General features: G+C 60.2%; 12 protein-coding genes. 1 reads left to right on the top strand and 11 read right to left on the bottom strand.

Annotated features, from left to right (window positions below):
• Positions 1 to 13 precede the first annotated feature (13 nt).
• The 6 genes from V4529_12430 to V4529_12405 form a co-directional block, all read right to left on the bottom strand.
• Positions 14 to 499, bottom strand: coding sequence for a pyridoxamine 5'-phosphate oxidase family protein (locus V4529_12430; GenBank protein MES2359130.1), 486 nt, complete (start codon positions 497 to 499; stop codon positions 14 to 16).
• A 56-nt stretch (positions 500 to 555) separates the two neighbouring features.
• Positions 556 to 2,079 carry an ATP-binding protein gene (locus tag V4529_12425; GenBank protein MES2359129.1) on the bottom strand — a complete coding sequence of 508 codons (1,524 nt, stop codon included), beginning with the start codon at positions 2,077 to 2,079 and terminating at the stop codon, positions 556 to 558.
• 57 nt (positions 2,080 to 2,136) lie between these two features.
• On the bottom strand, positions 2,137 to 3,246 hold the full coding sequence (locus V4529_12420; GenBank protein ID MES2359128.1) for a multicopper oxidase domain-containing protein: 1,110 nt from the start codon (positions 3,244 to 3,246) through the stop codon (positions 2,137 to 2,139).
• Positions 3,247 to 3,424: 178 nt separating this feature from the next.
• Complete coding sequence (locus tag V4529_12415; protein MES2359127.1) at positions 3,425 to 6,022, bottom strand: prolyl oligopeptidase family serine peptidase; 2,598 nt, start codon at positions 6,020 to 6,022, stop codon at positions 3,425 to 3,427.
• Between the two features lie 309 nt (positions 6,023 to 6,331).
• Positions 6,332 to 6,877, bottom strand: coding sequence for a transposase (locus V4529_12410; protein ID MES2359126.1), 546 nt, complete (start codon positions 6,875 to 6,877; stop codon positions 6,332 to 6,334).
• A gap of 277 nt (positions 6,878 to 7,154) precedes the next feature.
• Positions 7,155 to 9,011, bottom strand: coding sequence for a hypothetical protein (locus V4529_12405; protein MES2359125.1), 1,857 nt, complete (start codon positions 9,009 to 9,011; stop codon positions 7,155 to 7,157).
• A 141-nt stretch (positions 9,012 to 9,152) separates the two neighbouring features.
• Between V4529_12405 and V4529_12400 the strand changes: the two genes are divergently transcribed.
• Positions 9,153 to 9,773, top strand: coding sequence for a DUF4126 domain-containing protein (locus V4529_12400; protein MES2359124.1), 621 nt, complete (start codon positions 9,153 to 9,155; stop codon positions 9,771 to 9,773).
• A 31-nt stretch (positions 9,774 to 9,804) separates the two neighbouring features.
• On the opposite strand, the gene V4529_12395 is transcribed toward V4529_12400, so the two are convergent.
• The 5 genes from V4529_12395 to V4529_12375 all read right to left on the bottom strand — a co-directional run bounded on the left by V4529_12395 (position 9,805) and on the right by V4529_12375 (position 13,634).
• The gene (locus V4529_12395; GenBank protein MES2359123.1) at positions 9,805 to 10,680 is read right to left on the bottom strand and encodes an aspartyl protease family protein; all 876 of its coding nucleotides are present in this window, start codon (positions 10,678 to 10,680) and stop codon (positions 9,805 to 9,807) included.
• A 142-nt stretch (positions 10,681 to 10,822) separates the two neighbouring features.
• Positions 10,823 to 12,022 (bottom strand): hypothetical protein, encoded by a 1,200-nt coding sequence (locus tag V4529_12390; GenBank protein ID MES2359122.1) that lies wholly within the window; start codon positions 12,020 to 12,022, stop codon positions 10,823 to 10,825.
• A gap of 109 nt (positions 12,023 to 12,131) precedes the next feature.
• On the bottom strand, positions 12,132 to 12,431 hold the full coding sequence (locus V4529_12385) for a hypothetical protein (GenBank protein ID MES2359121.1): 300 nt from the start codon (positions 12,429 to 12,431) through the stop codon (positions 12,132 to 12,134).
• A gap of 37 nt (positions 12,432 to 12,468) precedes the next feature.
• The gene (locus V4529_12380; protein MES2359120.1) at positions 12,469 to 13,281 is read right to left on the bottom strand and encodes a hypothetical protein; all 813 of its coding nucleotides are present in this window, start codon (positions 13,279 to 13,281) and stop codon (positions 12,469 to 12,471) included.
• Positions 13,278 to 13,634, bottom strand: coding sequence for a hypothetical protein (locus V4529_12375; GenBank protein MES2359119.1), 357 nt, complete (start codon positions 13,632 to 13,634; stop codon positions 13,278 to 13,280). Before V4529_12375 ends, V4529_12380 begins: the two co-directional genes overlap by 4 nt.
• Between the last annotated feature and the right edge of the window lie 33 nt (positions 13,635 to 13,667).

Here is a 13,667-nt window from a genome sequence, read left to right as displayed (position 1 = left end):
ATACCCGAGAGCGCTATCCATTCGCCGCGCGGCCTGTCACCTCGTCCAGGTGAATGCGAAACACCGAATTGCGGAACGGCGTTGGATCGTTGGCCGTCAGTGTTTGAGGTATGAGCGCCCGAAGCAACTCGACGCCGCGATTGAAAGCGGGATCCTGTCGTATCGATGTGTCCGCATCTATCAGATAGAATGCGCCCTTGACCACCACACTCGACCAATGGAAGAGGCTGTGGACCTCGTCCACCTCGAACGCAACCCAGGGATGGTGCGCGATCGTCGCGAGTTTTGTACCATGACTCGTACGACCGAATATCCAGCCGGCATCGAACACGTAGTTGATCGGCTCTATGTCCACGCGATCATGAAGTGAGAATGCGATTCTCCCGACGTTGTTGCGAGCAAGGATCTCCTCTATCTCACCGCGGTCGAGCTCGCGAAACCGGGGAACGTCCGCGTCCGATGCTCCGGTGTCGTTCCTGGGATCAGGCTGGTTCTTCATGGCAACCTCCTGCTGCTGGTGAGTTTGTACTGGATACCCTGCAACTTTCATCCCGGTCAGTCAGTAGCACCCGTTCGCGGCAGACTGACCATGAAACGACTGCCTTCTCCGATCTTGCTTGCAACAGCAATGGTTCCACCGTGAGCTTCGACGATTCCCTTCGCGATCGCCAACCCCAACCCCGTTCCCGCAGCGGAGCCGCGCGTATGCCAGAAGCGATCGAAAATGAATGGGATGTCCGTTTCGGCGATTCCGCGTCCCGTGTCCGCCACGACAACCTCCAGGGTTTCGCCCCGCGCGCACGCCTCGACTGAGACACGTCCGCCCGAGGGGGTGAACTTCACCGCGTTCCCTATGAGGTTCGCTATCGCCTGTGCCATTCGCTCGGCGTCTACGGACACTCGCGCCAGCGGTTCCTCCAGCGTGACTACGAGTGCGACACCGCTGTCGGCCGCTCTCCGCGTGAAGAGTCCCGCGGCCCGCGTCACGATCTGGCCGATGTCCTCGGTGTCGCGGATTACCGACAGGACCCCCGCTTCAATCGCGGACACATCGAGCAGATCCTGAATCATGCGCGACATCCACGTTGTCGATTCGTATATGGTCTTCGCCAGATCGCGTCGCGCCACGGGATCGGAAGGCGGTGTGTCCACGAGCACTCGCGAGCACATCGCGATCGCGCTCAGTGGATTCCTGAGGTCGTGTGATACGACTCCCAGTATCTCGTCCCTGGCGGCCGTTGCGCGTTGCGCATGCTGATACAGTCGCGCGTTGTCGATCGCGAGCGCGGCACGCGCGGCAAAGTTACCTGCGATGATCGCCTCACCCCGGTCGTTGCTACGCGGCGTGCCGGCTTTCAGGAATGTCAACACACCCACCGCCTGGTCGCGCGCAATGAGTGGTAATTCCTGCCTTGTTGCATCGGAAGATGCCGCTCCACTCAACAGGTCGGCTCTCCCGTGCGTTGCACGACGAATCTCCCCCGACTCGTCGATCACCTCGATGATACAGGCATCTGCAAGCATCGGCACGGGAAGGCGCACCACGGATGCGATTGTGGCCTCGTAGTCGAGCGAGCGACTGAGCGCGATACCGACCTCAGCGAGAAACCGCTGGTGCGCGTCCATCTGCCTGCGATCGGTCACGTCGCGCACCAGAGCGGTATACAGCCGGCGGCCATCCGGCGCATCCAGCTTGAGAATCGATGCTTCGGCTGGAAACTCCGTTCCGTCTTTCCTGAGGCCGAACACTTCACGGCGATGACCCATGAGTCTGGCCGTCTCAGTGGATTCGCCGAATGCGACTACGTATGCGGCATGGGTCGCGCGGAACTGCGGCGGCAACAGTGCGTTCAGGTTGGTGCCCAGCACCTCGTCCCTCCGATATCCGAAAATCTGCTCCGCGCCGCGGTTGAAGTGCACTATCTCCTGTGCCTCGTTGATCGTCACAATTGCATCCGCCGCGACCTCCACAATCCTCTCGTACATGCCGGCCGACGGTGGCCGCGATTGTGACCCGGACGGTGGGGCCGGAATGACTGGAGGGGTACCGTCCCCGCTGGCCTGACTGTCGTTGGTCATGGCTATAAAGCTACCACGACCAACGAAGATCACTACCTGCCGATCGCCTTCCGCCAGTTACTTCACAATCAGCGCCGTCACCATTCCGAACATTCCGTGCTCCGACTCCGCATGAGGCAGAATGTGACAGTGGAACGCCCAGGTGCCGGGGTTGTTGCACTTCACCAGCACGTCCCAGCGCTCGCCCGGAGCCACGTTGAGGGTGTCGCATTTCCATGGCTGCGGCTGGGCCCACCCGTCCTTGGCTATCACCGTCATGTGCATGCCATGCAGGTGCATCGGGTGGATCATCATCCCCTCGTTCATGAAGCGGATCCGCACCGTCTGCCCGAGCTTGGCGACGATCGGCTCGGTAGCCGGAAACCCCTTGCCGTTGATGGTAAAGCCGTTCAGCCCGTCGTTCAGAATCAGCACGTGATCGACGTCCGCGTGCGGCTCTTCCGAGCTGTCCTTGGGCTCCACGATGAATGCCCCGAGCAGGCCGAGGCTGACCTGTTTGGTGGAGTTGTGGTGCGAGTGATACATGTGCGAGCCGTGATTCGGCGGTATGAAGTCGTACGTGTAACTCTGCCCTGGCTTGATCGGAGGTTGCGTTATGAACGGCACTCCATCCTGGGAATTTGCGAGCTCCACACCGTGAAAGTGGATCGATGTAGACTCCGGCAATTCGTTTTTGATGTTGACCCTGACGCGGTCGCCTGCGCGAACGCGCATCATTGGACCAGGAACCATTCCGTTGTAAGCCCACGCCTCCGTAGCCTTTCCCGGCTCGGTTTCCCACTGCATTCTCCTTGCAGTGAGGTCGAACACCTTCACCCCGCGCTCGATGCGTGGTGCGAGGAGCTGATTCCCTCTCCCCTTGCTCGCGGCCGGGAACGCCTTGATGCCGGCCTCGTGCATCCTGTCCATCGCGTCGGCAGCGGCAATCGACGCAGCACTCACGTCGTCGACACCGAACGCGACTGGAGGTGATACTGGCGGAGTCGCCCTCGCCACTGTTTTCGGCGCGCCTTCGGAGGCGGCGGCAGGCTTGCATGCGCTCAGCAGCGTTCCCGCAACCGCGGCAACTGCGCCGTTGCGAAGAAACGAACGTCGCGACTCACGCCGCGACGCCACTGCGTCAACAGCGTCTTCCATGGTTTCGATATCGATGCTCGATCTGCTCACGGTATCCGTCCGGTGGGTTTCGGATGATGTTCTCCGCAACCTACCAGCCGGCGCTCACGCGTTCAGTCGGGAGAAACTGGAAAGTCGATAGGGGAATCCCCTACAGGTGGCGGAAACGAGAAATGCGCCCGTTGCGATTCCGACCGATATCGCAACGGGCGCATTTCTCGAGTTGCTGCTAGTTGGTCTTTTCCGTCGGATTCTTGACGTACCTGTCCAGCCAGGTAACCGTCTCCCACATCACGTGCCGCAGACTTTCGCGCGCAGTGTATCCATGTGGCTCCAGTGGCAGCTGCACGTATCGCACGGTGCCGCCGTTTCCCTTGATCGCGGCGAACATTCTCTCCGACTGGATGGGGAACGTTCCGTCGTTGTCGTCATTCACGCCGTGAATCAACAGAATCGGCGTCTTGATCTTGTCTGCGTAATAGAAGGGCGACATCGTACTGTAAATGTCTTCTGCCTGCCAGAACGTACGCGGCTCCGCCTGGAATCCGAACGGAGTGAGCGTCCTGTTGTACGCACCGCTCTCGGCGACTCCGGCACGGAACAGTGTCGAATGTGCCAGCAGATTCGCCGTCATGAATGCGCCATACGAGTGACCGCCCACTGCGACGCGATTGCGATCACCAACACCAAGCGAATCTATCGCGTCGATCGCCGCCTTCGCGCTGGCCACGAGTTGCTCGACATAGCTGTCGTTCGGTTCCTTGCCGTTCTTCGCAACGATCGGCATCGATGGCCCATCCAGAACTCCATAACCTGCCGCGAGCAGCAGCAGTTGACGATCGCGCGGCAATGACGGCCGTTTGAACTCGTACGGCGATCCGCGCACTTCCGAAGCGGCCGCCGCGGAGAGAAACTCGCGTGGATACGCCCAGAAGAAGAACGGAAGCCGACCCTGTGACGGCGTGTAGCCAGCGGGTAGATACATCGTCGCCGAGAGCTTGACGCCATCCGCTCGCGTGTACGTGATGAGTTTTCCGGTGACGCCGGCGAACGCCGGTGCCGGATCGGCCAGCTCCGTGAGCTTCGTGGCAACATCACTCCCCACTTCACGCCGGAAGAAATTCGGCGGCTCGGTCGGTGACTCGCGCCTGGTGACGAAGCTCCTGGCAGCCGGATCCGTCAGCGATGCAACGAATTCGTAATGGTCGCCCGAGTTCTGCCAGATGCGACGCTTGCTGCCGTTCTGCATATCGATCGCATCCAGGAATGGACGGTCGCCCTCAGCCGACGCGCCATCACCCGTGAGGTACATCGTGTGACCGTCCGCGCTACGAAGCGGCACCAGCCGATCGCTCGCGGCGTCGTACACCATTACAAACCTGCCCGGATCACCGTAACGATCCTCCGAGCTCCGATCGAACAGTACGCGTGCTGAAGCAGGAGAGGATGGATTCACCGCCCACGTGCGCAGCTTCGCCGTACGCGACGTACCTTCGTTCACGAGCGCCAGATCGGGATACATCCAGGTGATCCCGCGATAACGCATCTCGAGATCCATGAATGGCTGTGGCGCACTCGTGAACGGAGCAGATATGAGACTCACGCGGTCGTGCCTGTCGATCTGCTTGCGCGGATCACCGCCGTCCAGCGCCTCGACCGTAAACACGGTGGCAGGCACGTCCGGCCGCCACGACGCAACGCGTATTCCAGCGGCGACGGCGTCGCGTGCACTGGAGACATTATCCGTGAGCGGTCTGTCAGTGACTGTACGCGCAACCTTCCCGTCCAGCGACCACACCTCGATGCGCTCCGGAAAATCATTCAGCGCGACCTGATACGAGTAGGGCCGATGCACCGTGCGCACGAGCAGCCACCTGGCGTCCGGCGACGCATCGGCGCGGGTGTGAATTCCCGGTTTGCCGACATTTCTGCTCGCACCGTCCGGCGCGACTATGGTGATCTGATTGGTGAAGTAGTAATCGAACAGCACTTCATCGTGCTGGTTCTTGAGCAGGTACTCGATAGTGCGCACTGGTGCTGCGCGCCCGTACGATTCCTGTACTATCGGCCCAGCCGGTGTCTGGCCGTCGGGTGGTGGCGCACCACGTCCCGGCACGTTCATGAGACAAACCAGCTGCGGCGCCTTCGACAGCCAGTCGCACCCACCGGTAACCGTGTTGATTGTGTATGGCGTTATGCGCTTCGCCGTGTGCGCTGCAACGTTCACCATCCAGAGCGCCGTCCCATTGCGCGTTGCTTCCGTCAATGCGACGTACTTTCCGTCGTTCGACCACGACGGCGCACCGAGTTTGCCGTGCAGACCCGCGGCCGACACCGATATCTCCGTTGCGGTGGATACTGGAAACAGCTTGATGCCCATCCCAAACGACCTGTCCACGGTCGTGTACGCGATCATGTGACCATCGGGACTCCACGAATACTGCGCGATCCGTCCACCGGCCGGCACTGGAACCGGTTTTGCCGCGCTCCCCGTAACCGGCTTGAGGCGCATCGAGCGAATTCCCACGGTGTCCACTCTATAGCTCGCGACCGGATGAAACCGGCGCCCCGCCAGATACAGCGTCGGCTCCGCCATGTCGGCAATGGTCGTGACGGCCGGCTCGCGCGCCGCGATCACGATCCACTTGCCGTCGGGACTGACACTCCCCGTTGCCGCGGGTGGCGCGTCCAGAATGCGACGGATGGATTCGGGTGGTTCCTGATAACCTTGCGATGACGCCACTCCCTGTGCACCAGCAGGAGTTGCGGCTGGAACGGCGGCCACCAGTACGGCCGCACAGGTCGTGATCCGGGCGATGAGCGACATTGGGTCCCCTGTGCGCGACAGCGCAGGTATAGTGGTTACGTCGTATCTACGCCGACCAAACGTGTACCGTTGGTGACCGGGTGTCCAATGGAACATCATCCCGTTACGACCACGCTTTAAGGACCGGGTGCATCGACGGTCATATTGACGCGACGTTTATCCAATTCCGATCACATGAACGGATCGCGCGCGGATTTATCGGCGTTCATCCGATTCCCATTGCGCGTAAATAGACCAGGCGCGGATAAATCCCGTGAACATCGACGTTCGGTTGCATCCATGGGGGCCAGGCGCGGATAAATCCGCGCCCTACGCGGGACCACCAATTCGACGCGGCCGCAACGCCCGGGCTTCGTTCCACGCGCGCGCCGGGTTGGCGGCCACATAATTGCGAATTCGTGCTAGGGCTTCGGCGTTGCGAACAATACGATCGTGAAAACTGCGTTGCCATATCGGGCCGGCAGGTGGCGATGGCTGGGCACTGATTTCGCGTGCCGCACGGCCTTTCGTCCAGCCAATTACGTCGCTCAGGTTGAGCGTTCGATCTGGTGTGGAGAGTAGCACGACAATCGCGTGCACATGATCCGGCATTACCACGAATTGATCGATCACCACACCCTTAAACTGGTCTGAGACCATCCGCCAGCACTGATCGACGATACGTCCAGCACTTGTCAGTACGATTCCACGTTGCGTCGCAATGCCCAGGATAGGCCGGCGATCATGGATTATCGTCGTAACAAAATACACACCGGATCGCGTATAGTCGTATGATTTCCAGCGCGGATGGGTGCGCGAGTGAAATTTTGGCATGAGTAAATCATGTGGTGAATAGCGGATCCCGATCGGATCCATCCTTGCGCCACGTACGCACAATGCCGCACCGCATTGGTGGTCCCGCGTAGGGCGCGGATTTATCCGCGCCTGGCCCCCATGGATGCAACCGAACGTCGATGTTCACGGGATTTATCCGCGCCTGGTCTATTTACGCGCAATGGGAATCGGATGAACGCCGATAAACCCGCGCGCGATCCATTTACGTGTAAAACGTATTCGGAAGAACCCGTGATGTCGCCGTCCGATCCGGTTACGCATAATTGGAATTCGTGGTCCGCGGATGCAACGCAACCGCCTATGAAATCACCCCTTCCGTCGTTAGCCCTACCAGCTCCAGCAACTTCAACGCGTTGCTCGATGTTGCCTTCCCCGGCCTCAACTTGTAATCGAAGTACATCGTTGCACGACCATCCGCGCTGCGCGAGAACACTTCCTGAAAGTGAACGTGCTGCGCTGCGTGCTCCAGCACGCTGGCGTCTGCAAGTTGAAGATCGTGCGTCGTCACTGCTCCAATCGCGCCGAGATCCATGAGCCGCACCAGCACGTGCCGCGCAGCAATCAGACGCTCCGCGGAATTGGTCCCGTGCAGGATCTCGTCCAGCAGATACATCAACTTCCGTTGATGCGATTCCTTCACCGCCTCGGCCGCGTCCACTATCAGCTTGAGCCGCTCCAGCTCCGCCATGAAGTACGACACGCCGCGCGCGAGCGAGTCCTGCACGCGCATGCTGGTATGGAGCAACACTGGTGGACACGTCATTGCTTCGGCACAGACCACCGATCCCGCTTGCGCGAGAACGACGTTCAACCCGATGGCACGCAAGAGCGTACTTTTCCCCGCCATGTTCGAGCCGGTTACGAACAACAGTGTTCGTTCCGGTCCGACCGTTACATCATTGGCGACCCTGATCGACGCTGGCAGCAGGGGATGGCCGAGCGCAATCGCCGATACGATTACGGGATCACGCGCGTCAATAATCGGAAACGCCCAATCGGGATTGTCGTGCGCAAGCGTGGCAAGCGCCGCGAGACTCTCGACCACGCCGATTGCCCCGAGCCAGCCACCGATGTGCTTCCCGGTATCACGCTTCCATCTCGTCAACAGATACGCTACGTGAAAATCCCACAGTAAGAGCCCCTGCACGGCAAAATGAAGCATCGGCGATAATTTCACATCCGCGCAATCTGCCAGTCGTTCGAGCGCGCGCATCTGGCCCGCCGCGTTTGCATCGCCAGTGAGATCGCGTTGAATGTCCCGCAGTGCATCGCACTCGAATGACTCCGTCGCCACCAACTGAGTGACAGTCGCGTATCCCTTCAACATGTTGCGCTGACCCTGAACCTGACCGAGCGCCACCCGCAGAGGTTTCTTGAACCGCGCCGTAAGGGCGCCGCCGAGCGCGATCGGGATAAGCCAGTATGCGCCGGAAATGATTCCCACCGCTTGCGCCACAGCCAGGAGTACCAGCGCGACCGGGAGCGCGACCGCCGCCACGAAGACCCAGCCATTGTCAGCAGCCCAATCTTCGTGATTCGCCCACTCGACAAACGCATGCAGCCGGTCGGGGCCGGTCGTTATTCGTCGCGTATGAAGCACCAGCTCGTCCCGCCACTCGATCCTGTTCTTCAATTCAGCTACGGCTTTCTGGCGCCTCCGTAAATCGCCCACCGACGCGGGGGCCAACAACCATGACGCGAGCGTCGTACGTCCCGGCGCGGCGCTCACTCCCGGGAACAGCTGAGCGAGCGACGCCGATCCGAACACGTCGAGATCGTACGCATACGGATGCGAGACTGGAACGTCGGCCCATGGACGTTGTTCGAGCAGGGACCATTCTCTCCCAACGCGATGCACCGCTTCTTCATTGATCAGTACGAGATCGGCCAGACGCGTCACCCGGACCCTCGAGCGCGAGCTGCGCCTGACCAGATACCAGAACAGCACGATCGTGATGATCGTGGCGGCCGCGGGCATCGAGCGCAACGCGAGCCCTGCGTCGACGAGCCACCATACCGACGCCGCGGCAAAGACGAATACGACCAGCCGCAGATTGGCAAGACGACGCCATTGCCGCGCGGCGACGTCGTGCGATGCACGCAGAGTCGCTATTCGCCTGGTGTAGAACTCCGCGACGTCATTTTCATCCGTCACTTGGCATCTCTCGGTCATTGGCTCGGGGCGGGTAGCCGCTGGCCAGGCCAGGCCCGCCACGCGTGCTCGCGAAAGGTATGATACATTCCGACAGATAGGCGCGCTCGTCGGAACCTCGAATCCTACCTGCCCAACACTCGCATGGATTCTCTGATTACGCTGGCCGAGTCGCTCGGGATCGCGTACGCTTCCGGAATCAGCCTCTACGCCACCGTCGTCCTCGTGGGGATCGGGGAGCGCTTCGGCTGGATCGGCCCCCTGCCAGGCCTGCTGTCCACACTCGCCAACCCGATAATCATCGGAGTCGCGCTGGTTCTGGCGATCGTCGAGTTTCTAGCGACATTGATCCCCGGAGTCGCGTCCGCATGGGAAGCAACGCACACGCTGATCCGCACGCCGGCCGCAGCGGCACTCGCGATTGCCACTGCCTGGCACGCCGATCCGGCGATCATCGCCCTCGCAGGATTACTTGGCGGCGGACTCGGCCTGACCACCAATCTTGCCAAGCTCGGTCTGCGCACCGCAGTCGACACATCGCCGGAGCCAGTCAGCAATGGAATCGTCAACGTCGCTGAGCTCGGGGTCGTTGCAACGATGAGTTACACGGTGTGGCAACATCCGATAATCGCACTTGCGGCTGCGCTGATATTGCTCGTACTCGTCTTGTTGCTCGTTCGTACGGTCTGGCGCGCAATCCGCAATCTGCTGACCGGAAAGCCAACGGCGCCACGAGCGTCCGGCGACCTTACGCAGGGGCGATGATGCGAGCAGATCTGTTGGCGGCCGCCCGGGACTAGTGCGTGGCGTGATCGGCTGGCGCGACCCACGCGCGTCCAGTCGCAAGATCGAGCGTCACGTCCCATTTACTGAGAAACGGCACGTTGACATTTCCATCCATGATCATGTGATCCATTACCCGAGCTGGTGCTATCACCGGGATCTTTCCGGCAAGGGTGAAGCTCACCTGCTGCATGGCTTTCGATTCCGGATCCAGTTTGAACAACGACGCGATGTGCTTTCCGATTATGATCGAATTGCCGCCGCCCGAGTCCAGCTCCATCCATGCCATTCCCTCCGGGGTCGGCACGCCGATATCGACAGTGAGCGCGAGACCCTCGGCGTCACGTACGATGCGAATCGGTACTTCCGTTCCACTCGCGATGCGTGCTGCAAGACTCGCCGGACTCTCCACGACGATGGACCGGCCGGAGAATGCGAAGGTAATCGCGCGCCCCGCGAACAGATCGAAGCCTAGCGACCCATCGAGGCGCGGCTGGCCCGGCTTGAAGAATTTCATCAGGTCGAACACGATTACACTCGGCGCCGCAAAGTGCTGACCGGAAACATCGAATGTGATGCCGTCACAGTGCGGAGCGTCGATCCGCTCACCGTTCATGCGGAAACCCGTGACCTGCCCCCACGGCTTGCATCCGATGGCCTGCGCAAGTTCGGGGCTGATCATCGACACGCCTTCGCCTGAGTCGAAAGCAAACGTTCGAGTCTGACCGCTCACGCTCGCGCGCACCGTCAGGAAGTCGGGATTGTCCTGATAGGGTTCCAGATTGATTACAGCGACAGGGCGGGCGACCTGCGCGCCAAGGCCGGTCCCACAGATAAGTGCGACAACTATAGAAGATGCAAGCGGATGTCTCATATTCAAGCGGGCCATGATTGTTTCCAAGTTGCGACATGCCGACGATGAATCGGTGCCTTTTCACTTGGACAGAGGAATGGCTCGGAAGGTTGTACGTCGGGTGACGTCCCGGTCCGTCAATGATTCCCGTCGGATACCGTACGACGTGATCGTGACGCTATCGCGAAAACACCGCTCCGTGTGGCACTATGTTCCCCTTGAAGCCACGCGGCCAGTTCGCGCCGGCGAGACTGATTCCCGGCTTGGTGCTTCCCGGATCGCGAAACGCGCTGTCGACTGACACGTGCCCGTTCGCGGGATCGAAGTTGATGATGAACAGCCGGTTTCCCTTCCCGCCTGAATTCAACACGATTCTTCTGCCAGTGTGATCGATCGCGATCCAGTGCGGCTGCTCATCGTTGCCAACCATTACTCGCGATACTTCGCGCGGATGCTCCGGATCACTTACATCGAGTGTGACGAGGCCGTGATCCGCCGGTACTGTCTGGATCCAGTAGTGCGAGGTGAGAATCGGCACTCCACACTCAGTTCCGTCGAACGTATGCACGAGCGTTGCAACGGGCGTCGAACGCGACACATCCCGGAGCAGATACAACCCGCAATTGAACGTGTGGATGTAAACGCTCCTGCCGTCAGCCAGAAGCCTCGGCTCGCCCGAGAACTCGTTAGCCTTGGTGTGTGCACCGGAGCCAGGCGGCAGTGCAATGCTGCGCAGCAGTTTGAGATCGGACAGCCGCCAGATCTGTACCCACTGCGACGTGGCCACCGTGTCACCGAGGTTCATGTCGGTAGTCGTCGATACGGCGCGATCGATGCTGGGAATCGGAAGGACGCTGTACGGATAGATGAAGTGATCCCTGATCGACGGATCGACGGCACTTGCCGACATGATGGGATGGCCTCGCTCATCCATCTCCACGAGTCCACCAGTCACGTTCGGTTGAGAATTGTTCATGCTGGCCATACCGCTCGCATGACCTCTCATCTCCTTTGCCGTGTTCGCGTCGGCGCGATACTGAAACGTCGTCAGCACGTGCCCGTTCGCAAGCCTGCTGTAGGTATGAGGATGACTGAATCCCGCCACATCACCGAACGATGTTATTATCCGCGGCTTGAGCGGATCGTGCAGATCGAACAGCCACGTGCGTCCCGCAGTAAAGTCGTTCGCGAGCAGATGGCCGTTCGGGCCCAGCTCCTGCTCGGTATGATGCGGCATGCCGATAGTGCCGGTCGGAACAGTTGCGACCACGCGCCCGTAACTTCGAGATGTAGGATTCGCGTCGATCGTCGCCATGAAGTCGCTCGCGCCAGGTCCGCTTCCGCCGGCCCACACGAACAGGTATGATGATTGGCTCATCGCAGCCTGCGGCGCAACCATGGCCGTCATCGCGGCCGTAAGCATAAGTACCAGGCGTGTGATTCTCATAGACAAGGGGTAAGCGGGTTGGTAACTGCCGTGGTCGTGGTCACTGCGGATGCACCGTCCACTGCATCCACCTGAGGCGCCCGGCGTCGGTCCCAAAGTACCACCAGCCTGCGAACAGCAACACTGCGAAGCATAGATGGTAAATCCGGAACACCCACGCACGCGTGATCATCAACCGGAACACTTTCAAGGGTAGCGATGAAATGCCGCTGCTCAGCTGTGTTGTATTGACGATGGGTTGCAACAGAAGACGGCGTACCAACCCGTGCATCGCGAATCCGGTCAGTAGAGCGAAGCCGGAGAGGGCAAGCAGAATCCATCGGACGGTCATGAGTGACATCCCGTGCACTCAGCCTATCGGGACCGACGCATGGTCATTATCCACTGATTGGAATCGTGAGCGGCGCAGTTGCGGTTACAGTCTGAATCATTCCGCTGAGCGTTTGTGCGGATATGGTGATGGAGCGCGTTCCGGTCGTTGTGACGCCACCGACTTCGAGCGGCGAGAACGCAATATTGCCGGTCTCCAGGAACGATCCCATGCCGCACGTCGCAGACTTCGCAAATATCGGCGGCGCCATCGTACACGTCTGCACTGTAGCCGTGACAGTGCTACTGAGACTTCCGCCCGACGCCAACCACACGCCACCGCTTCGCTCGAGATAGATGCCGATGGGCGGAAACACGGTGCCAGTCAGAAATGGATCGCCAGATGATGACAGGCCCGCAAAGCTGGCGTTGCCGGCATCGGCGAGGATCACGACAACCCTGTCTGGTGCCTGCGACGCTGAACTTGTTTGCCACAGAATCAACGACAACGTTCCCGGAAAACTTGTGCAGCTACCAGGATTGGCGAAATTGGAAATACCAAGCAATTGCTCCAGGCATGTACCAGATGGGTATGTAACGCGCCGAGCGAGCGCGAAGACCTGCACCGACGTACCGTCCACAGTGATGGATGTGTGACTCAACGCCTGACCCGTGAACGCCGATACAGGCGGCAGCATCGCCAGAGCGAACCCTGCGTCGGACGATGCCGCCGAGGTGGTGACGGCTGCCATCCCCATTGTGAGACTCTGTAGTGCGGCCTGATCGGTTGGTCCGATCGGTGCGGTGGAATTCGTGGAATCACCACCGCACGCGATCACGACCAGCACTCCCAGAACCGACATGCGTGCAAGTCCGTTCATGCTGCTACTCGCGACTTTCGCAACATCCAAAGCGCCAACACGACGCCGAACACCGGAATCGCAACTACTGCGGCAAAATAGAACCGCTCGGTGGTGTCCTGCGGAATCCCGTCAGCATAAACCGAACTCGCGTACAGTACGAGTGCGCCGAGTGAAAGCAGCCCCATGATCAACGCCTTCGCTCGCCCTGCGCGAAGGCGGTTGAAGTACGATACTAACCCGAGCACTACCGCCATCGAGATCGCCGTGGCCCAATCACGAGGCTGATGCCATACCCACGGCAGCAACCATCCCCAAATAAGAAATGCCAGGACGAAAGTAACCATCGCAGTAACGTGCGGACGTCTGCGCATCAGCGCCCGATAATACATGCGACCCCCTCAGGT

The organism is Gemmatimonadota bacterium (assembly GCA_040388625.1).
GTDB lineage: Bacteria > Gemmatimonadota > Gemmatimonadetes > Gemmatimonadales > Gemmatimonadaceae > Fen-1247.
The sequence above is the reverse complement of the archived record's forward strand: the minus strand, read 5'-3'. Positions and strand labels throughout refer to the sequence as shown.

Bases quoted from the DNA above. Each gene is read 5' to 3' on its own strand.
- V4529_12430 (MES2359130.1), bottom strand. From the start codon at position 499: ATGAAGAACCAGCCTGATCCCAGGAACGACACCGGAGCATCGGACGCG.
- V4529_12425 (MES2359129.1), bottom strand. From the start codon at position 2,079: ATGACCAACGACAGTCAGGCCAGCGGGGACGGTACCCCTCCAGTCATT.
- V4529_12415 (MES2359127.1), bottom strand. From the start codon at position 6,022: ATGTCGCTCATCGCCCGGATCACGACCTGTGCGGCCGTACTGGTGGCC.
- V4529_12410 (MES2359126.1), bottom strand. From the start codon at position 6,877: ATGGATCCGATCGGGATCCGCTATTCACCACATGATTTACTCATGCCA.
- V4529_12400 (MES2359124.1), top strand. From the start codon at position 9,153: ATGGATTCTCTGATTACGCTGGCCGAGTCGCTCGGGATCGCGTACGCT.
- V4529_12395 (MES2359123.1), bottom strand. From the start codon at position 10,680: ATGGCCCGCTTGAATATGAGACATCCGCTTGCATCTTCTATAGTTGTC.
- V4529_12390 (MES2359122.1), bottom strand. From the start codon at position 12,022: ATGAGCCAATCATCATACCTGTTCGTGTGGGCCGGCGGAAGCGGACCT.
- V4529_12385 (MES2359121.1), bottom strand. From the start codon at position 12,431: ATGTCACTCATGACCGTCCGATGGATTCTGCTTGCCCTCTCCGGCTTC.
- V4529_12380 (MES2359120.1), bottom strand. From the start codon at position 13,281: ATGAACGGACTTGCACGCATGTCGGTTCTGGGAGTGCTGGTCGTGATC.
- V4529_12375 (MES2359119.1), bottom strand. From the start codon at position 13,634: ATGCGCAGACGTCCGCACGTTACTGCGATGGTTACTTTCGTCCTGGCA.